The organism is Dactylosporangium sp. NPDC050688, from assembly GCF_040654515.1.
GTDB lineage: Bacteria > Actinomycetota > Actinomycetes > Mycobacteriales > Micromonosporaceae > Dactylosporangium.
This window is the reverse complement of the sequence record NZ_JBFAIC010000029.1, coordinates 107,820-126,768: the sequence shown is the minus strand read 5'-3', so window position 1 is coordinate 126,768 and position 18,949 is coordinate 107,820. Positions and strand designations below refer to the sequence as shown.

Genomic DNA, 18,949 nt, shown 5'->3' with positions numbered 1-18,949 from the left:
GTCCGCTCCCCCGTTTTTGTTTTTTTCTGCCCGGTTTTTTTAAGTCGTGTCCTGGTCATCCAGACGACCAGGACACGACTTGGATCACCACGGCGGTCCGGCCGCTGGGCGGGGTCGCAGGCAGGGCTCAGTCGGTGCCGGCCTCCATGGCGGCGTGGTCGAGCAGCTCGTCGCCGGTGGCGACCACGCCGCGGGAGGCGATGGCCTCCGCGCCGCCCTCGGGCATGGTGCCGATGAGCTGCGTCGTCTGCTCCGGGGCGGCGACGAGCTGCCGGTGCTGGCTGCTGCCGACGATGCCGATGCGGGCGTACTGCTCCAGCTTGGCCCGCGAGTCGGCGATGTCCAGGTTGCGCATGGTGAGCTGGCCGATGCGGTCCAGCGGGCCGAACGCGGAGTCCTCGGTGCGCTCCATCGACAGCTTGTCCGGGTGGTAGCTCAGCGCCGGGCCGGAGGTGTTGAGCACGGAGTAGTCCTCGCCGCGCCGCAGCCGCAGGGTCACCTCGCCGGTGATCGCCGAGCCGACCCACCGCTGCAGCGACTCGCGCAGCATCAGGGCCTGCGGGTCCAGCCAGCGGCCCTCGTACAGCAGGCGGCCCAGGCGGCGGCCCTCGTTGTGGTACGCGGCGACGGTGTCCTCGTTGTGGATCGCGTTCACCAGGCGCTCGTACGCGGCGTGCAGCAGGGCCATGCCCGGCGCCTCGTAGATGCCGCGGCTCTTCGCCTCGATGATCCGGTTCTCGATCTGGTCGGACATGCCCAGGCCGTGCCGGCCGCCGATGGCGTTGGCCTCCAGGACCAGGTCGACGGCGGAGCCGAACTCCTTGCCGTTGATCGTGACCGGGCGGCCCTGCTCGAAGCCGACCGTGACGTCCTCGGTGACGATGTGGACCTCGGGGTCCCAGAACCGCACGCCCATGATCGGCTCGACGATCTCGATGCCGGTGTCGAGGCGCTCCAGGGTCTTCGCCTCGTGCGTCGCGCCCCAGATGTTGGCGTCGGTCGAGTACGCCTTCTCCACGCTGTCGCGGTACGGCAGGCCGTGCGTGAGCAGCCACTCCGACATCTCCTTGCGGCCGCCGAGCTCGGAGACGAACGCCGAGTCCAGCCACGGCTTGTAGATGCGCAGCGAGGGGTTGGCCAGAAGCCCGTACCGGTAGAAGCGCTCGATGTCGTTGCCCTTGAAGGTCGACCCGTCGCCCCACACCTGCACGCCGTCCTCGAGCATCGCGTGCACGAGCAGGGTGCCGGTGACGGCCCGCCCCAGCGGCGTGGTGTTGAAGTAGGCCCGGCCGCCGGAGCGGATGTGGAACGCCCCGCACGCGAGCGCCGCGAGGCCCTCCTCGACCAGCGCGGCCCGGCAGTCGACCAGGCGCGCCAGCTCGGCGCCGTAGGCGTCGGCGCGGCCGGGGACCGAGGCGATGTCCGGCTCGTCGTACTGCCCGATGTCGGCGGTGTACGTGCAGGGCACCGCGCCCTTCTCGCGCATCCACGCGACAGCTACCGACGTGTCCAGGCCACCGGAGAAGGCGATTCCGACACGTTCACCGACGGGCAGGGAGGTGAGCACCTTGGACATGCCGAAAGTATATGCATCCCACTGCATGATGATGCAACTTTCCGTGATCGGCGCCTCAACCGCACCCTGGCGAGGGCCCTCCCGACGGTGGAAGGGCCCATGTCCAGGGTCAGTAGCCGTAACGGTTCTTCAGGTGCCGCCACCAGTCACGCAGCATCCAGGCGTCGAACTCGGTGATCTGGGCCGCCGAGCCGGCCTTCATGATGAAGCCGCCCACGCCGGACGGGGTCCAGTCGTAGAAGTCGTCCAGGCCGAAGCTATGGCCGATCTCGTGCAGCAGGATGTGGATGTTGTCGGCGTTCACCGCGCCGACCATGTGCCCGGCCATCACGTCCATCCACTTCTTGAACTGCCGGGCCAGGGCGGCGTGGATCTGGTCGCGCAGCGCGGCGCTCACCGGGGCACTGGAGTCCCAGCGCACGCAGTAGTTGATGCTGCCCCGGTTGGCGAGCACCTGGTCCCACCCGTAGTTGCGGAAGCCGTAGAGATCCGAAAACTTTTCGGCGTGAAACTTACCGCCAGCGGGCCGTGATCAGCTCTTCCAGGGTGTCCAGCGGCAGCGGCCCGTGCGCGAGCACCTCGTGGTGGAAGGCCCGCTGGTCGTACGCCGGCCCCAGCGCCGCCCGCTCCCGCTCCCGCAGCTGGTCGATGCGCAGCCGCCCCAGCATGTACGCCAGCGCCTGCCCCGGCGTCGCGATGTACCGGTCGACCTCGTTGGCGATGTTGGTCTCCGTCAGCGCGGTGTTCTCCAGCATGTACGCGATGGCCCTCTCCCGCGACCAGCCGAAGTGGTGCATGCCCGTGTCCACCACCAGCCGGCACGCCCGCCACGCGTCGAATGACACCATGCCCAGCCGGCTCAGCTCCGACGTGTACAGCCCCATCTCGTCGCTCAGGCGCTCGGTGTACAGCCCCCAGCCCTCGCCGTGCGCGTCGAAGTACGTGAACCGGCGGAACCTCGGCAGGTCACCCCGCGACTGTGCGACGGCGATCTGCAGATGGTGCCCCGGCACGCTCTCGTGGAAGGCGAGCACCTCGTACTCGAACCGGGCCCGCAGCTGCGGCCGGAACGTGTTCACCACGTGCGCCCCGGGCCGCGACCCGTCCGCCGCCGGCGGCACGTAGTAGCCGAGCACCGCGTTCTCCGCCTCGGCCGCGTCCATCTCGCGCACCACGCACGGCGCGATGTCGTACCCCGCGAACCAGTCCGGCACCGCCTCCTCGGCCCGCCGCAGCGCCCCGGTCACCGTGTCGACGATCTCCCGGGCCGCCCCGAACCGCAGCTCCCGGTCGTCCCGCAGCCTCCGGATCACGCCGTCGGAGCTTCCGAACGCCCGCCCGCCCCGCTCGGCGAACTCCTCCCGCAGACCGGCGACCAGGTCCAGCCCGATCTGATGGATCTCCTCCGGCCCGAGTCCCGTCGTCGTGTACGCCCCGATCAGCGCCTTGTACCCCTCCGCCCCGCCGGGCACGTGACACAACCCGACCTGCTCACCACCGCGGGCGACCGGCAGGAGCTCCTCTTCGAGGGCGGTACGGAACCGGATCAACGCCGGCCGGAGTCCATCGGTGACCAGCTCGGCCGCGCGGGCGTTCCCCGCGACCCGTTGCAGCAGCGGGTCCCGCTCGACCGGCGTGGCGAGGTACCCGTCGACCTGCGCCACCGCCTGCCGCACCCCGAGCGCGGTCGGGAACCGCCCGTCGGCCGCCGCCTGCCGGTACCGCTCGACGTGCCGGTCGAAGAAACCACCCAGCTTCTCCAGCCTGGCCAGGTACTCCTCGTCGGCCCCGGTCGCCGCCGGCACAGCGGACACGACCTGGGCGAGCGGCCCCGACATGGTGGCGCTGACCGCCACCTCCGCCAGGCCGTCGCCGAGGGTGCGCCGCTCGTCGCGCAACAGCCGGGCCAGGATCGTGTGGCTGATCCGGTCCTGCTGGTCGAGGGTGCCCGGGTCGACGGTGGCGAGCTCGGCCTCGACCCGGGCCAGCGCGGCCCGCTGGCCTGCGGCCGCCTCGCGGCTCGGGTCGGGCACCTCGCCGTCGTACCCCGGCACCCCGGACACGCTGGCGAGCAACGGATCAGCGGCGAAGTGCAGGCGGAAGTACTCCTCACCCAGCCGGGCCAGCGTGTCCATCGGTGTGCGGCTCCCGTCGTCAGACTGCTCCGCCGCCACCGTATCCCGGCGCCCGCGTGCGTGGCGGGCGCCTCCGGCGCTCGGCCCGGCGCTCGGCCCGGCGCTCGGCTCGGCGCTCGGCTCGGCCCGGCGGTTGGCTGGGCGCTTGGCCCAGCACGGCGCTTGGCTCAGCGCTCGGCTTTGGCCACCGCCGCCCGGATCGTCGCGGCGTCCGCCGGCGTGCCGATCGGGTCGCTGAACGTGCCAAACGGCGCTCCGTACGCCGGGGTGTCCGGCTGGTAGCGCCAACCGTCGGCGAGCGCGCCCACGTCCACCGCGTCGTAGCCGATCGCGTCCAGGAACCCGGTCACGGTCTGCTTCGCGGCCGCGTCGTCACCCGCGATCGGCAGCGCGGTCCGGTCGGCGGCGCCAGACGGGCGGGCCAGCGAACCCAGGTGCTTGAAGAAGATGTTGTTGAACACCTTCACCACCCGCGACCCGGCCAGGTGCCGCTGCAGCAGCTCACTGCTCGTCGTCGAGGCGTCGTCCAGCTCGGCGAACTGCCCGTCGCGCTGCGGGTAGTAGTTGTTGGTGTCGATGACCACCTTGCCGGCCAGCGGCTCGGCGGGCACCGCCTGATACGCCCGGAACGGCACTGACACCACCACGATGTCACCGGCGGCGGCCGCGTCCGCCGCGCTGCCCGCCCTCGCCCGCGGGCCCAGCTCGGCGACCAGGTCCTGCAGGGTCTCCGGGCCGCGCGAGTTGCTCAGCACCACGTCATACCCCGCCGCGACCGCAAGCCGCGCCACGGTCCCGCCGATGTTGCCACTGCCAATGAAGCCGATCGTTGTCATATCCGCCGCAACTTTCGCCACGCCACCATGGATTCCTCACCTACGCCCGATGTGACCTGCGCCATGACCTCAGCCCGCCTCATGCCCGCTCAGCGCCCGGTGAATCCTCTCGCCGCCCACCCTAGCGAGGGGGTACGACACAAACGCGGCGCCACAATGCGGCGTACCCACGCAGCACCCACGGCACCAGCAGCCAGAACCCGAGGCCGCCCAGCGCGTGCACCGCCCACACGCCGGCGAGGGTCGGGCCGCCCCAGGCGTCGCGGTACTCGCCGTCCATGCCGAGCAGCGGGCGGATCGGGTACACCACATTGAGCAACACGCCGGTCCAGCAGTAGCCGGCGACGACCAGCGTCACCAGGTCGAGCGGCACCGCGGCCAGCACGCGCAGCCGCGACAGCGCCGGCTCGGCCCCCAGCAGCGCGCCCGCCGCCCGGCGCTGCGCCGCGCCCCGGTCGACCAGCGCCCACACCGCGAGCGGCACCGACAAGAGCAGGAAAAGCGTGCGCTGGTACGGCTCCCCGCTGAACGGCAGTCTCCACCAGCGCATACGCGCCAGCATAACGACGACCGGCAATACGTAATGACAGCGGGTCCTCAGCTTGCGCTGCAGGAGGCCGGCGGCCGGTTCCGGTCGCTGCACTGCTGGCCGGCCGACAGGGAGGCGGTGCAGCCGCCGCCTCCACCGCCTCCACCGTCGCCTCCACCGTCGCCGCCTCCGCCGGAGGAGGAGCCCAGGGTGATGTCCGAGCTACCGCTGCTCTGGTAGCCCTCCGTCGCCAGGATCATGTGGTCGTGGCTGCCGAGGCGCATCCCGTACCGCGCCCAAACGTCGAAATGATTGTCTGACGTGAAACAGCCCGAATAATGCACGCTGCAGCCTGAGCTGGCCGCGATTGCGATTGCTGTGCATGATGGGTGTACCTCCGGGCAGTCCGGCGGCCAGGAATGGCGGCAATTCTGATCGATGGCGGTCGAGATCGCCGATGGCGCCAGTATTCGTCCGTTCTCGCGAGGGTGTCAACAATGCTCGAGTATTTCGAAACCCGCCGCATTTTCGAAAACGGGTTGAACTCCCGGTCGACAAATCTGGGCGGTGAATACGATCAAGGGCCATAAGGCCTGTAGTGGGCCGCCGCACATCGATGTGGTCGGGTCTCCTGGCCGCTGAACCCCGGCACGGCGCGGTTCGGCGATGACCGTGGGGATGGTGACGATGCCCGACGACGAGCAGGTCGACCTCTGGCCGGGCCAGGTCCAGGCCGCGCTGCGGCAGTTCGCCGAGGAGCGGGACTGGGTGCGGTTCCACTCGCCGCGCAACCTGCTGCTCGCCCTGGTCGGTGAGGTCGGTGAGCTTGCCGAGCTGTACCAGTGGGACCCGCCTGAGCCGCCTCCGGCGAACCGGTTGGCGGAAGAGGTCGCGGACGTCCTTATCTATCTCCTGCGATTCGCCGATGTTGCCGGCGTCGATGTCGTGCGAGCCGTCGCCGAGAAGATGGCCGCGAACGCGGTGCGGTTCCCCGCCGGCGGACAGGCGACCGGGCGGTGACCCGGCAGGCGTACATCTACGTCGGCAACCGCGCGCATGGAAACTTCGAGATCGGCATGCGCGACAACATCTGGGGCTGGAAGACCTTCGCCAACTGCGGCGACGTGGTCGGGCAGGCCAGATCGTGGCTTGCCGAGCCCGATCAGGACGAACCGACCTGGCTGATCTTCGTCAAGGACGTCACTCCGGCGTATCACGTCTCCGGATGGCCCCGGATCGGTGACGAGGACTTCGGGGCCTGGAAGGCGGCGACGATCGGCACGGTGACGAAGCGGCTGCTGACGAAGCCGCTGTATGAGGACCTCAGCCGTACGGTCTGGACGAACGACCACTACCCCTTCCGTGTCGACCTGGACGAAGAGATGGACCCGGCCGACAGCTTCGGCCCGGTGAACGCCGCGGAGCTGTCCATAGACGCGATCCGTGCGATCAGGCACTCGGCCATGCAGCGCAGCTGGCCGGTGCTCGGGCCGCCGTTGTTCCACGATCCGGCGGTGTCTCCGGAGCGCCGTGTGTCCAGCGGCACCTCGCCGGGGCGGGAGGCCGTCGTGCGCAACATCCCGCTGGAGCGCCACCGGACCGGCACCTTCCTGCGCCGTCCGGGGGAGACCGTCGCCGCGGCCCGCCGGGAAGCCGACCTGGTCAGCCGGTACGAGCGGTACCTCGAGGAGCACGGCCACCGGGCGATCCGCAACGAGATTACGCTGCCCGGCCGGCTCGACACGCTGTTCACCGACGTGTATGTGGAGGACACCGAGGAGTTGCTGGAGGCGAAGGCGTCGGCGGGCCGTAACCACATCAGGCTCGCCATCGGCCAGCTCTGTGACTACGCCCGCTTCGTGCGGCCCAGGTCGCGGGCGGTGCTGCTGCCCTCCCGGCCGGAGCAGGACCTGGTCGACCTGCTGCGCAGCATGGAGATCGCGTGCGTGTACGAACGAGGCGAAGGGCGGTTCGCGCGCGAGAATCCGTGACCTGCTCGCCGGAATGAACCTCCGGGGCCCGTGCGCCGACTGAACAGGCGAAGGAGGGCCGATGAGCGATGAGTTGCTGGTGGTCCGCTGCCAGCTCGGGGAGCGTGACGCCTTCGCCGAGCTGGTGCGGCGGTGGCACCCGGCGGTCGAGCGGTACGTCGGGCGGATGCTCGGCAGGACCGACGACGACGTGGTGCAGGAGATCTGGCTGGCGGTCTTCAAGGGGCTGCCGAAGCTGCGGCGGCAGGACCGGTTCACCCCGTGGCTGTTCGCCATCGCCCGGCGGGCGGTGATGAACCGGTTGCGGGACGCGTACGCGCGACCGGACGCCGAGCCGATCGACGACGTGGCCGGCGACGACGAGGCGGACGCGGTCGTCAACCGGGAGGCGCTGGCCGGGGCGCTGGCGGCGCTGCCCGCCCGCGAGCGGGAGGTGCTGCTGCTGTTCTACCTCGAGGATCTGCCGCTGGACGCGTGCGCGCAGATCTGCGCGGTGCCCGTCGGCACGGTCAAGTCGCGGCTCAACCGGGCCCGCCGGCTACTTCGTCAGGAACTGGTGCGGAAGGGGTACGAGGCATGACGCCGGAAGAGGTGCTGGCGCGGCTCGACGCGCCGCTGTCGCTGCGCAAGCGGGTCGGGTACCTGGCCCTGGGCTTCGCCGGGCTCACCGGCAGCGCCCTGATCGGCCTGCTCTGGGCGACCGAGCCGGGGCTGCCGCCGCGCACGCAGGTGGCGTTCGCGGTGCTGGTGGCGATCGGGCTGGGCTGGGCGGCGTTCGGCGGCTGGGCGGTGACCCGGCGGGCGCCGCTGTTCGCCCGGGACCGGGTGGTCGCCGGCTGGTTCGGCGTCGGCGCCTGGCTGGCGTTCACCGTCGGCGGGTTCGTCATCTCGCTCCTGCGGCACAGGCTGGAGCCGGCGCTGCTGGGGGTCGTGGTCGTGCTCGGTGTGCTGGCCGCCGTGAACCTGCGGGCGGCCCGCCGGGCCAGAGCGACCCTGCTGCGCCGCAGAGCCGAACTGGCCGGATGACCTATGAGCGGCCGAGCACGCGCTCGTACAGGCGCAGCTCGGCCTCCAGGTCGGTGACGTCGTGCCCGGCGCCCTCGACCAGGACCAGTTCGTGCGGCGCGCCCCGACCCCGCAGCCCGGCGGCGAGTGCGAGCACCGGATCGGCGGCCACGACGCGGTCCGCGGTGCCGTGCACGAGCAGGACCGGGGTCCGGATCTCCGCCGCCGTCACCGCGGACCCGCCCAGCCGGGCGGCCTGCGGGCGATGGAACCGGGGCCCGGTCGAGGCCCAGTGCGCGGGGTCGATCACCGCCGCCACCGCCACCGCCGCGGCGAACGGGCCGTCCTGCGACACCGCCCGCAGCGCCGTGTACCCGCCCGCGCTCGCCCCGCGGATGAACACCTGCCCCGGCTGGGTCCTTCCTGTGTCCAGCAGGTGCGCCGCCACGGCCACGCAGTCCGCGACGTCGGCGGTGCCCCACCGGCCGTTCAACGCCTCCCGGAACGCGCGGCCGTAGCCGGTGCTGCCGGTGTAGTCGACGTCGGCGACGGCGTACCCGCGGCTGGTGAAGAACCGCACCCACGGGTCCAGCCGCAGCAGGCTGGACGCCGTCGGACCCGGGTGAGCCCGCACGATGAGCGGCGCCGACCAGTCGTCCGCCGCACCGGCCGGTGGGTGGACCAGCGCGCGCAGCTCGTCCAGCCGGAAGGGCGGCGCGGCGTCCGTACACCTGCCGCCGCCGTCGACAACCTCCAGCCGCGGCGGCTCCGAGGCCAGGTCCACGACCGCCACCTGCGGGGCGAGGTCCGGGGCGGCGCCGACCAGCGCCACCGCCGACCCCGACACCGCCAGGCACGGTTTGATCGAGGTGTACGGCAGCGGCACCGTCACGCACGCGTCGCCGGCGAGCACGAGCCGGTGCGCCGGGCCCTCCCGCGCGATCATGACGATCCGGCCGTCGTCGAGGAAGCCGTACGAGGAGTACCCCAGCTCCCACGGCGGCGCCGCACAGTCCGCAGCCATCGGGGCCACGGCGGTGCCGTCGTGGCGGTACAGGTTCCACCAGCCGGTGCGGTCCGACAGGTAGTACAGCATCCCGTCCGGACCCCACCGGGGCTCGATCGCGGACTCGTCCGGCCCGCCGGCCACCCGCATCGGGTCGCCGATCCCGCCGCCGGGCTCGTAACCGGCGACCCACACCTCGCAGCCGTCCCACGGCATGTCCCGGGCGCTCCACCAGGTCCAGGCCAGCATGCCGCCGGTCGGGCGGGGCGCGCCGAAGAACCCGGCGGCCTCGGCGAGCACCCGCGGCTCGGGGTCGCCGTCCAGGTCGCCGTCCAGGTCACCGTCGAGGGAGATCGCGACCAGGGCGTCACCGCCGGCGTCCTCGCGCACCGCGAGCAGCTCACCGTCGCCGAGCGTCAGGTCGCCGAAGGCGCCGCGCGCCATGAGCGTGCCAGTCGTGTCGTCGTTCACCTGGTACAGGCCGTCGCCACCGGCGCACCAGAGCCCGCCGGGCGTGCTGACGAAGTCGCCGCCACCGTACGCGTGGACGCCGCCGCCGACGCGGAAACCCGCCGGGGTCAGCTCGACCGGCTCGCCACCGGGCGTGTGGCGCAGCAGTCCGCGCCGCGAGTCGAGCCAGTGCAGCGCACCGTCGCCGTACCGCACCCAGTCCGGCATTCCCTGCACCTGTGCCACACCAACTCCGAACCCGTAGACGCGCGAACGCTATCAGGCGCCGCGACGGGGCAGCGCGATCCGGCCGTGTGTGCCAACCTGGGCGCTCGGTTCGAGATCGACGCTCTTCAACCAGCGATTGGAGCCTGATGCGTCTCTCCAGACTCGTTGTCGCCGCCGGCACGGTCCTGTCGGCATTGACCGCCACCGTGGTCGTCGCCGCCGCGCCCGCCTCCGCGGCGGTCGCCGACGGGGCGGTGTTCAACAATCCCACGGTCGCCGCCGAACAGTACAAAATCCGTGACCACATCCGGACGCTCATCAACGGTGCACCGTCCGGGTCGACGATCCGGATCGCCATGTACCACTTCCGGGACACGCTGGTCGCGAACGACCTCATCGCCGCGAAGAACCGCAACGTGAACGTGCGGCTGGTGGTCGACTACTCCGACGCGACCCAGCCGGCCGTGCAGAGCCTCATCACCGCGCTCGGCACCAACAAGGCCGCCGCGTCCTACCTCGTGCTGTGCACCGCCAACGCGGCCTGCATCGGCAGCGCCGGGTCGCCCATCATGCACAACAAGTTCTACCTTTTCACCAGCACGTCGGGCTCGTCCAACGTCGTCGTGCAGTCCTCGGCGAACCTCACCACCGACAACGCCACGAAGTACTGGAACAACGCGGTCACCCTGGTCGGCAACACCGGGCTCTTCAACGCCTACACCGACTACTTCAACGACCTCGTCGCCAAGGTGAAGAATTCGAACTACTACACGACGCTCGGCAGCGGCAACGCGAAGGTGTACTTCTTCCCGCGCGCCGGATCCGACGAGTCCACCGACACGATCTACAACATGCTCAACGAGAACATCACCTGCGAGGGCAACACCACCGTCGGCACGCAGGACACCCACCGCACCATCATCCGCATCGGGATGTGGTACTTCAGCCGCGACGACATCGCCCGCAAACTGCGCGAGCTGGCCGACAAGAAATGCTGGATCGACGTCATCTACACCACGATCGACGACGGCTCCAAGGGCCACCTGATCAACCACTCGCGCATCGCGCTCTACCAGTTCCCCGAAAACGCCGGCAACCCGTACGTCATCCACTCCAAGTACATGGCCATCGAGGGCACGTACGCCGGGGAGAAGGACACCAAGTGGGTGATGACCGGCAGCCACAACTACACGACCTCGGCCCTGCGCGAGAACGACGAAACCCTGCTGCGCATCAAGTCGAACACCATTTTCGACCAGTACCGCGCCAACTTCCGCACCGCCCGCGCGGCCGCCAACCACGTCGAACCTTCCGCCGCTGAGTAGCCCCTGACCGGGCCGGCGCGGGACTGTCCCCGGTTCGGGGCCCGCGCCGGCGCTGCCCGGTCCGACCGGTGTCACGACAGCCGCAGCCCGAATTCGTTCCCTGCGTCGTAGGGGTCGGTGAGATGTGGCCGCTCCTGGACCACCGCCTGCCGGAGCTGCTTCAGTCTGGGCGTGGCGACGTAGAACCTGGCCCGCGTTTCTCCGTGGGCCACGAGCAGGCCTGCCTCGGCCATCATCCGCAGGTCACGGTTGGCCGCGCCGACTTCGATCTCGGCGTCTTTCTCGTAGACGGCCCGACGCACCTTCAATCCGATGGCGGCGGTGTGGAGCGCGAAGATGGTCCGCTCGGGTAGCCCGGCCTTGCTGGCGGCCTCTTCAAGGACCCGCCAGGTGCTGGAGGCGTCCTGGACGCGGCGCAGGACCGTCTGTGCCTGCATGTGATGAGCGACCAGGTTGAACCGTACCCAACGGTGTGCGTCCCTTTCGGGATGCCAAGAGCCGGCACCGACTTCGGCCAGAATGTTGTAGTAGGCGACGGTGTTCCGGCCGAGCCACTCTTCGATGCTGCTGAACTCCGGGGTCAGGATCTTTTCGCGGGCGAGCACCAGCGTTTGCAAGGCGCGCGCCATCCGTCCGTTGCCGTCGCTGAACGGGTGGATCATCACCAGGTTCAGGTGCGCCATTGCGGCGCGGACGAACACCGGGCAGCCGTTCGCATCCTGCAGTGAGATTACGAGCTCACGCATGAGGGAGGGGACGTCTTCGGGCTCCGGGCCTTCGTACACCGGAATGTTGCGCTCCTCGTCCATGACGAAGATCTGCTTCTGACGCCAGCGGCCAGGTCGCTTGCTCAGGTCGTGGCTAAGCATCATGAAATGCAGGCTGCGCAGCAGCGACTCGTCAAGACTGAATTCCGTGTCATCGGCGAGCTGCTGGATATAGGTGAGCGCGTTGCGATAACCGAGAATTTCCAGTGACGTGCGGTGGTCGGCGTCGAGCGGCTCCTCGTCCTCGATCAGGGCAACCGCATCGTCCAAGGACACGTCGTAACCCTCGATGCTGTTCGAGCCGCGAATGGCCCGTGCCTTGAGGTTGCGCCGCATCAAGCCGTTCCACCGTCGGGGCTCGCTGAGGTGCATCCGCAGCGAGCGGCGTGACTCGTTGATCTCCTCGACAATCCGCCGGTCGTCCGCGTCAAGGTCAGGCGTCGTGAATAGCATGCGCTCCACGATAGCGGAATGAACAAGTCATCTGTTCATGTTGCAGGTTGACTCGGTCAAGTTGACAGATGATTCAACCATCTGTTCGTGGCTTGATCAGGCCGGCGCGGGGCTACGCTGAGGCAGGTGGGCTGGTGGGTGTTGCACGTCGACCTCGACCAGTTCATCGCGGCGGTGGAGGTCCTGCGCCGGCCCGAGCTGCGGGGGCGGCCCGTCGTGGTCGGCGGCGACGGGGATCCGGGCCGGGCGCGGCAGGTGGTGGCGACCGCGTCCTATGAGGCCCGCGCGTCCGGGGTCCGGTCCGGCATGCCGCTGCGGGTCGCGGCGCGCCGGTGCCCCGAGGCGGTGTTCCTGCCGTCCGACCCGCCCGCCTATCAGGCCGCGTCGGCGCGCGTCATGGCGACGCTGGCGAGCGTCGACACGGAGCCCTGGGTGGCCCGCTCACGCAGCCGCGAGACGACCTTCGCCGAGGACCTCACCGACCGCGACGAGATCGCCGGGCACGTCGCGGCCCTGGCGCGGGCGCTGGGCGCCTCCGTCGTGGCGGACGGGCGGCAGGTCACGCACGTGGCGGTGAAGGTGCGGTTCGCGTCGTTCGCCACTCCGACGAGGGTGATGAAGCTGCGCGGCGGCCCCACCACCGACCTCGACACGATCGAACGCGCCGCGCTGGCGGTGCTGGAGAAGTTCGACCTGACCGGGCGGCGCGTGCGCCTGGTCGGCGTGCGCACGGACCTGCTCGCTCCCCGGTGACGATGAGCTGCAAAAGTTGCCTGTGGGGCTACTTTTGCAGCTCATCAGCAGCAGCGGGAGTGAAGCCCGGGCCGGCAGGTGGTGCTGCCGGCCCGGGGACACGGGGGTCAGGCGACGGTGCAGACCGTGCCGTTGAGGCGGAAGGCGGTCGGGAGCACGTTCGGGCCGTTGTAGCCGCCGACGAAGCCGGTGCTGGTCATGCCGCCGGCCGCGGGCAGGGTGCCGTTGGTGTCGATGTTGGTGATCTTCACGTCGCGGCCGGTTTGGGTCCAGTTTCCGTTCCAGCTGCCGTTCACGGTCTGCCAGGGGGTGGGCCAGGTGAAGGTGAGGGTCCAGCCGTTGATCGGGGCGGCGCCGGTGTTGGTGATGTCGATGTTGCCGACGTAGCCGTTGCCCCAGTCGTTGACGTCGGTGAACTTGACGGTGCAGGTGCTGGTGGCCGGGCTGGTGGTGGTGAACGTCAGCGGCGGCGAGGACCAGGAGACCCGGCCCGCGGTGTCGCGGGTGATGACGTTGACCGTGTACCGGGTGCCCGGGGTCAGGTTGTGCACCTGCAGCGACGTGCCCGGCGTCTCGCCGAGCTGCTCGCTGATGGCGCCGTTCTGGCGGTACACCTCGTACTTCGCGATCGGGCTGCCGCCGGCGGTCGCGGCCGGCCAGGTGATGGTCGCGGTGCTCGCGCCGACGGCGCCGGTGGAGGGCTGGCCGGGCGCGCCCGGCGCACCGGTGGTGGCCGAGGTCGGGTGCAGCACGAGCAGGGTCAGCGAGTACGGCGCGATCGTCTGCGCGCCCGCGGTACCCGTCGACGCGGTGCTCGGGGCGGCGTCGCCGTTGCCGAACGACACGACCGTCGGCGCGCCCGCGGCGGGGGAGTAGCCGGAGTACTGCAGAGTGACCGCCCGCGCGTTGTCCGGGTCCTTGTTGATCAGCAGGACGGCGAGGTCGCCGTTGGGGCGGCGGGCGGCGTGGGCGCTCACCAGCGGGTCGGCGGTGCCGGCGCGGACGAGCTGGTCGCCGGGGCGCACGAAGGACTTCATGACGCTGAGCGCGTGGTACGGCGCGAACGGCGTGTTCATCGGCGGCTCGCACACGGTGCCGCCGGTCTGGCAGCCGCCGCTGGACAGCAGGCCGAAGTCGCCGTAGTCGGTCTGGCCGGCCACGGTGGAGACGGTGCCGATGCCGTTGTGCACGTTCCACCACTGCACGGTGAAGACGCCGTTGGCGAGCATGCTGCTGTACGCGTCGGCGAGGAACAGCGCGCCGGGCTGGGTGTTCTGCCCGACGCCCACGTTGAGCTCGGTGAAGCTCACCTTGATGCGTCCGGCGCCGGCACCGGCGTACCGGGCGAGCTGCTCGCGCGTCAGGTACATGATGTCGTCGATCTGAGCCGTCTTGCTCAGCGCCTCCGCGGCGGTGCCGCCACCGGGGTACCAGTGCAGGTCCACGAAGTCGATGGACGGCCCGGCGATCGACAGGACCACCTGGTTCCACGTGCCGGCGTCGCCGGAGCCGACCAGGCCGTCGGGCCAGTTGCCCGGCGTGGTGAGCACCGCGCCGATCTTGATGGTGGGGTCGACGGCCTTCATCGCGGTGGCGAAGGCGACCACGCCCTCGGCGTACGCGCGCGGGCTCTTGTCGGGGTGGTTGTCGGCCTCCCACGCGGAGCCGTAGTGGCCGTTGCCGTAGTTCTCGTTGCCGATCGTCCAGTACTTCGCCCCGTAGCCCTTGGTCACGTTCGCGTAGCGGACCCAGTCGGCGGCTTCCTCGGCGGTACCGGTGCCGTAGTTGGCGATGATCATCGGCTGGGCGTTGATCCGGCGTACCGACGCCATGAAGGTGTCGAAGTCGGTGTTCGGCGCCACGTAGCCGCCCGGCGCGGTGTGGTCGCGCCAGTGGTAGATGTCGGCGTAGGAGCCGCCCGGGTAGCGCAGCATCTGCACGCCGGCGGCGCCGAGCAGGTCCGACACGGCGGTGGTGCCGAGCTCGGCGTCCCAGATCGCGTCGTTGACCCCTAACGCGGTGTTCGGGACCGTCGCCAGGCCGGCGCGGGCGTTCACGGTGACGGTCGTGGCGACGGGGTCGGCGGCCGCGGCCGCGCCCGGGAGGGCGGCCGACAATCCGGCCGCGAGCAGCACCGCCGCGCCCATCACGGCGCGGCGGCGAAATCCGATCTGCATGGCGGTCCAATCGGGAGGCATGGATGGAAGCGCTCCCATGCTGGGAATGTCCCGGGACCGTGTCAAGCGCTTCGACAGTGCTCAGCGGCGTGAGCACCGTCGACGGTCAGCGCGGCCGCGAACGTTCCACAGCACCATCGACGGTCAGCGCGGCCGCGAACGTTCCACGGTCGCCAGGTACCGCGCCACCGACCACTGGTGGTTGTGCTCCGCCCAGCCCCGCGGCGTGGCCTGGAATCGGGGATCCGTGCGGTCCGGGTCGGCGCCCAGCTCGACCAGCGCCCGGACCGTGTCGAGATGCCCGTGGAACGCCGCCTGGTGCAGCGCCATGCCCCGCACGTCGAAGCCCAGCCCCACCATCAGCCGCACCGCCGCGGTCCGTCCCTGCTCGGCGGCGGTGACGAGGTGCTGCGGCCGGTACGCGACCGCTTTTTCGCTGCGCAGCCGGCGCGCGGTCGCCTCGTCGGCCCGCATGCAGGCGCCGAGGAACCGCAGCACCGGGTCGGGGTCGTCGCCGTGCCCGTACAGCGCGGCCCACTCGTGCGCGGTGCGGCCCTCGTACACCGGATGCCCGGTGCCGATCCCGTGCGGGTCGGCGCCGTGGTCCAGCAGCAGCCGGAACCGCTCGGCCCGATCCTGCTGCGCCGCCTTGATCAGCTCGTCCTGCAGCAGCTGGGCGGGCGTCGGATGGGTGTGCCCGAGCCGCCGGTGCCACACCCCGCCGTCGCCGCGCCCCAGCCCGTGCCGCAGCAGCAGCCGCAGGTGCGCGTCGTCCTCGGGTTGCAGGCCGCAGTTGTACAGCGCCTGGCTGTCGTTCGCGTCGGCTCCCGCGTCGAGCAGCAGCTCGGCCAGCTCCAGCCGGAACTGGTGCGGCGGCGGCGCCCCCTCCCCGCCGCCGAACGCCCCCGTCAGCGCGGTGAACGGCGAGCGCAGCCCGTCCCACAGGAACCCCGCGGCCGGGTCGGCGCCCCGCTCCAGCAGCAGCCGCGCCACCTCGAGCGTCGAGTGTCCCGGGACAGTGCTGTCGAGGCGGGAGTACGCCAGGTAGAGCAGCGGCTCCCACCGGTGCGGCCCGCCCTGCCGGTCCACCAGCCCCGGATCGCCGTCCAGCATTCGCCGGGCCGCCGCCACGTTCCCGACCGCCGCCGCCGTGTGGATCGAGCGCCCGGCCAGTTCGGGGTGCTCGGTGAGCATCCGCCGGGCCCGTGCCCACCGGCCGGGGTCGTCGCCGCGGTACGTGAGGCAGGCCAGCAGCAGGAACTCGTCTGTGCCGTCCGCGGCCGCCTGCCGGTGCGGCGACCTGGTGTACCGGTCGATGACGTCGAGGGTCGCCCGCAGCGCCGGCCAGCTGGCGAACCCGTAGGACCGGGCGGTGACCAGCAGCGCGTCGGCCCGGCGCAACGCTTGCGGCGGGTGCGGATGGAACTCCCGTACCAGGTCGGCGGCCCGTTGATCGCCGTCACGGACCTGCCGCTGCAGCGTCTTGGCCTGGTTGCGCAGGTGCTCGAGGTCGGGTTTGTCGGGAAGACGGCGGATCGGCACGGATGCCTCCTTGTCCGGATGCCTGGCGTCCGCATGCTCAGGCCGGAAAGGAGGGTCGACACACCGGCACCGCTGAGGTCTTCCAGGTGGGCTGAGCCCTTCGCGCGGACCGCCGGCACCCCGGGGCGCCGGTCCCCAGAATAGGCGACGCCCCAGGTAACGACCATAATGCGGGCATGGTGACCTTCCGTCCTGCCAGCAGTTCTGATGTCCCGGCCGTGATCGCGCTCGTGCAGTCGGCGTACCGGGGGGACAGCAGCAGGGTGGGCTGGACGACGGAGGCGGACCTGCTCGAAGGGCAGCGGGCCGATCCGCAGATGGTGCAGGAGGCGATCGACGACACGTTCGTGCTGGTGGCGGAGCAGGACGGGCGGGTCGTCGGGTGCTGCCAGCTGGAGCGGCGCGACGGGTACGGCTACTTCGGCATGTTCGCGGTCGACCCGGCGCAGCAGGGCAACGGGCTGGGGCGGGCGGTGCTCGGCGAGGCGGAGCGGATCGCGCGGGACGAGTGGGGGGCCGGCGAGCTGCGCATGACGGTGATCGTGCAGCGGGACGACCTCATCGCCTGGTACGAGCGGCGCGGCTTCGTGCGCACCGGGGAGCTGTCGCCGTTCCCGTACGGCGACGAACGGTTCGGCCGGCCGCTGCGCGACGACCTGGCGTTCGAAACCCTGACCAAGAAGCTAGGTTAGTCGCAGGCCGCGGCCCAGGTACGCCTCGGCGACCAGCGTCGTCCACTGGTACACGGCGTCCTCGTTGGGTGCGAGCGGCCCCGGCACGAAGTGCGGCGAGCCCAGGCCGCGCTGCACGGACTCGCAGGCGGCCCAGTCCTGCCGGTTCGTCAGGTCCCAGAAGTCGACGGCGTACGCGGTCTCCGTGGTGCCCTCGGGGAAGAACCAGCTGCACTCGATCGTGGTCAGGCCCGGCTCCAGCGGGATCAGCCGGTGCGTCATCACGTAGTCGGGGTGCGCGGACACCAGCAGGTTGGGGAACAGCCCGACGTACAGGACGGTGCGGCGCGGGGCGTCGGCGATGAAGTTGCCCGGGCCGGTGCCGTCGAACGACATGGTGGTGACGTGCGGGCGCAGGTCCATCGAGCCGCCGACCCACGCGCCGGGCATGGTCCAGTTGTCGCCGGACGTGGGTGGCGAGACCTTGCACAGCTCGGGGTGGATGAGCGGGCAGTGGTAGCACTCGTGGTAGTTGTCGATCATCACCTTCCAGTTGGCGGCCACCCGGTACTCGTGGCGGGCGCCGAGCTGGAGACCGCCCATCCGGTACGGCCGCAGCAGCCCGTCCAGCGCACCCAGGTGCTCCTCGAACGGCGCCGCCGGCGCGCCCGAGTTGACGAAGAGCCAGCCCTCCCATACGGCGGCGGGCAGCTCGATGAGGCCGAGCTCCGCCGGGTCGAGCGGTCCCATGCCGGGCGCCGTGGCGAGGGTGCCGTCGAGGCGGAAGGCCCAGCCGTGATACGGGCACACCGCCGACGGCCGGCCGTTGGACGCGCCGTCCGGCAGGATCTCGTGCGCCCGGTGCCTGCACACGTTCGCGAAGGCCCGCACGGCCCCGTCGGTGGCGAACGTCAGCAGTACCCCCACATCGCCGACGGTGAGGGCCCGCTGGGTGCAGCCCTCGCCGAGCTCGCCGACCCGGCCGACGCACGTCCAGGCGCCGGCGAACAGGTGCCGCCGCTCCCACGCGAGGACCGCCGGGTCCGTGTACGCCTGCGCCGGCAGCATCCGTGACGACCCGAACGGCAGCAGTGCGGCCTCGACCGCGGCCCGGTCCAGCGGAGCTTCCATGGGCCCATCATGGCCGACCGTCCGTGCCCGCGGAACGGCCGCCGGCGGGCGGTCACCGCCAACCGGCCGACGTCCTCACGGATTGTGACGGCAGGGCGGTTAGGGCGGTGGCGTGCGGGTAGTGCGCCGGTCGGCACCTGACCGAACGACACCGCACGGGGCACCCGATGACGCTGAAGAAAACGCTGACCTACGCCGCCTGGGCGTTCCTCATCTATTTCATTGCCTTCCGCCCGCAGGCCGCGGCGAACGTGGCCCAAGGCCTCATCGGCCTGATCACCCGGCTCGGCACCGGGTTCGGTGACTTCTTCAGCACCATCGCCAGCTGACCGACCTCGGGAGATTTGGCGCGCCGCCACTAGGATCGGCCGCGG

19 protein-coding genes are annotated in these 18,949 nt (G+C 71.0%); 8 read left to right on the top strand and 11 right to left on the bottom strand.

Features of this window, described 5'->3' with window-relative positions; translation table 11 throughout:
• Window positions 1-127 precede the first annotated feature (127 nt).
• The 6 genes from argG to AB0H83_RS26265 form a co-directional block, all read right to left on the bottom strand.
• Window positions 128-1,576 (bottom strand): argininosuccinate synthase, encoded by a 1,449-nt coding sequence (gene argG, locus AB0H83_RS26290; RefSeq protein WP_360098881.1) that lies wholly within the window; start codon window positions 1,574-1,576, stop codon window positions 128-130.
• 109 nt (window positions 1,577-1,685) lie between these two features.
• Window positions 1,686-2,030 carry a hypothetical protein gene (locus AB0H83_RS26285; RefSeq protein WP_360098879.1) on the bottom strand — a complete coding sequence of 115 codons (345 nt, stop codon included), beginning with the start codon at window positions 2,028-2,030 and terminating at the stop codon, window positions 1,686-1,688.
• Window positions 2,031-2,088: 58 nt separating this feature from the next.
• Window positions 2,089-3,711: a DUF885 domain-containing protein gene (locus AB0H83_RS26280; RefSeq protein WP_360098877.1), complete on the bottom strand. Its 1,623-nt coding sequence runs from the start codon at window positions 3,709-3,711 to the stop codon at window positions 2,089-2,091.
• 167 nt (window positions 3,712-3,878) lie between these two features.
• Window positions 3,879-4,547 carry an NAD(P)-binding domain-containing protein gene (locus AB0H83_RS26275; protein ID WP_360098875.1) on the bottom strand — a complete coding sequence of 223 codons (669 nt, stop codon included), beginning with the start codon at window positions 4,545-4,547 and terminating at the stop codon, window positions 3,879-3,881.
• A gap of 121 nt (window positions 4,548-4,668) precedes the next feature.
• Window positions 4,669-5,097 carry a hypothetical protein gene (locus AB0H83_RS26270; protein WP_360098873.1) on the bottom strand — a complete coding sequence of 143 codons (429 nt, stop codon included), beginning with the start codon at window positions 5,095-5,097 and terminating at the stop codon, window positions 4,669-4,671.
• A gap of 47 nt (window positions 5,098-5,144) precedes the next feature.
• Window positions 5,145-5,420 (bottom strand): glycoside hydrolase family 11 protein, encoded by a 276-nt coding sequence (locus AB0H83_RS26265; RefSeq protein ID WP_360098871.1) that lies wholly within the window; start codon window positions 5,418-5,420, stop codon window positions 5,145-5,147.
• 322 nt (window positions 5,421-5,742) lie between these two features.
• On the opposite strand from AB0H83_RS26265, the gene AB0H83_RS26260 reads away from it, so the two are divergent.
• The 4 genes from AB0H83_RS26260 (at window position 5,743) to AB0H83_RS26245 (ending at window position 8,093) form a co-directional block, all read left to right on the top strand.
• Entirely contained in the window at window positions 5,743-6,096 is a 354-nt protein-coding gene (locus tag AB0H83_RS26260; protein WP_360098869.1) for a nucleotide pyrophosphohydrolase, read from the top strand.
• Complete coding sequence (locus tag AB0H83_RS26255) at window positions 6,093-7,067, top strand: hypothetical protein (RefSeq protein WP_360098867.1); 975 nt, start codon at window positions 6,093-6,095, stop codon at window positions 7,065-7,067. Before AB0H83_RS26260 ends, AB0H83_RS26255 begins: the two co-directional genes overlap by 4 nt.
• A gap of 61 nt (window positions 7,068-7,128) precedes the next feature.
• Window positions 7,129-7,647 carry a sigma-70 family RNA polymerase sigma factor gene (locus tag AB0H83_RS26250; protein ID WP_360098865.1) on the top strand — a complete coding sequence of 173 codons (519 nt, stop codon included), beginning with the start codon at window positions 7,129-7,131 and terminating at the stop codon, window positions 7,645-7,647.
• The gene (locus tag AB0H83_RS26245; RefSeq protein ID WP_360098863.1) at window positions 7,644-8,093 is read left to right on the top strand and encodes a hypothetical protein; all 450 of its coding nucleotides are present in this window, start codon (window positions 7,644-7,646) and stop codon (window positions 8,091-8,093) included. The genes AB0H83_RS26250 and AB0H83_RS26245 overlap by 4 nt, the downstream gene beginning before the upstream one ends.
• A gap of 1 nt (window position 8,094) precedes the next feature.
• Here AB0H83_RS26245 and AB0H83_RS26240 read toward each other — a convergent pair whose 3' ends face one another.
• Window positions 8,095-9,774, bottom strand: coding sequence for a prolyl oligopeptidase family serine peptidase (locus tag AB0H83_RS26240; protein WP_360098862.1), 1,680 nt, complete (start codon window positions 9,772-9,774; stop codon window positions 8,095-8,097).
• A gap of 128 nt (window positions 9,775-9,902) precedes the next feature.
• On the opposite strand from AB0H83_RS26240, the gene AB0H83_RS26235 reads away from it, so the two are divergent.
• Window positions 9,903-11,081 (top strand): phospholipase D-like domain-containing protein, encoded by a 1,179-nt coding sequence (locus tag AB0H83_RS26235; protein WP_360098861.1) that lies wholly within the window; start codon window positions 9,903-9,905, stop codon window positions 11,079-11,081.
• Window positions 11,082-11,152: 71 nt separating this feature from the next.
• On the opposite strand, the gene AB0H83_RS26230 is transcribed toward AB0H83_RS26235, so the two are convergent.
• Window positions 11,153-12,301 (bottom strand): Fic family protein, encoded by a 1,149-nt coding sequence (locus AB0H83_RS26230; protein WP_360098859.1) that lies wholly within the window; start codon window positions 12,299-12,301, stop codon window positions 11,153-11,155.
• 126 nt (window positions 12,302-12,427) lie between these two features.
• Here AB0H83_RS26230 and AB0H83_RS26225 point away from each other — a divergent pair, with 126 nt between their 5' ends.
• Entirely contained in the window at window positions 12,428-13,054 is a 627-nt protein-coding gene (locus AB0H83_RS26225; RefSeq protein WP_360098857.1) for a hypothetical protein, read from the top strand.
• A gap of 107 nt (window positions 13,055-13,161) precedes the next feature.
• On the opposite strand, the gene AB0H83_RS26220 is transcribed toward AB0H83_RS26225, so the two are convergent.
• Together AB0H83_RS26220 and AB0H83_RS26215 are read right to left on the bottom strand one after the other, a co-directional pair.
• Complete coding sequence (locus AB0H83_RS26220) at window positions 13,162-15,252, bottom strand: cellulose binding domain-containing protein (protein ID WP_360098855.1); 2,091 nt, start codon at window positions 15,250-15,252, stop codon at window positions 13,162-13,164.
• A gap of 123 nt (window positions 15,253-15,375) precedes the next feature.
• Window positions 15,376-16,773: an ankyrin repeat domain-containing protein gene (locus AB0H83_RS26215; protein WP_360098853.1), complete on the bottom strand. Its 1,398-nt coding sequence runs from the start codon at window positions 16,771-16,773 to the stop codon at window positions 15,376-15,378.
• A gap of 176 nt (window positions 16,774-16,949) precedes the next feature.
• On the opposite strand from AB0H83_RS26215, the gene AB0H83_RS26210 reads away from it, so the two are divergent.
• Complete coding sequence (locus AB0H83_RS26210; protein WP_360098851.1) at window positions 16,950-17,465, top strand: GNAT family N-acetyltransferase; 516 nt, start codon at window positions 16,950-16,952, stop codon at window positions 17,463-17,465.
• Here the strand turns inward: AB0H83_RS26210 and AB0H83_RS26205 are convergent.
• Window positions 17,457-18,575, bottom strand: a complete 1,119-nt coding sequence (locus tag AB0H83_RS26205; RefSeq protein WP_360098849.1) for an aromatic ring-hydroxylating dioxygenase subunit alpha — start codon at window positions 18,573-18,575, stop codon at window positions 17,457-17,459. The two genes, AB0H83_RS26210 and AB0H83_RS26205, sit on opposite strands and share 9 nt — an antisense overlap.
• A gap of 167 nt (window positions 18,576-18,742) precedes the next feature.
• Here AB0H83_RS26205 and AB0H83_RS26200 point away from each other — a divergent pair, with 167 nt between their 5' ends.
• Window positions 18,743-18,904, top strand: coding sequence for a hypothetical protein (locus AB0H83_RS26200; protein WP_360098847.1), 162 nt, complete (start codon window positions 18,743-18,745; stop codon window positions 18,902-18,904).
• Window positions 18,905-18,949 lie beyond the last annotated feature (45 nt).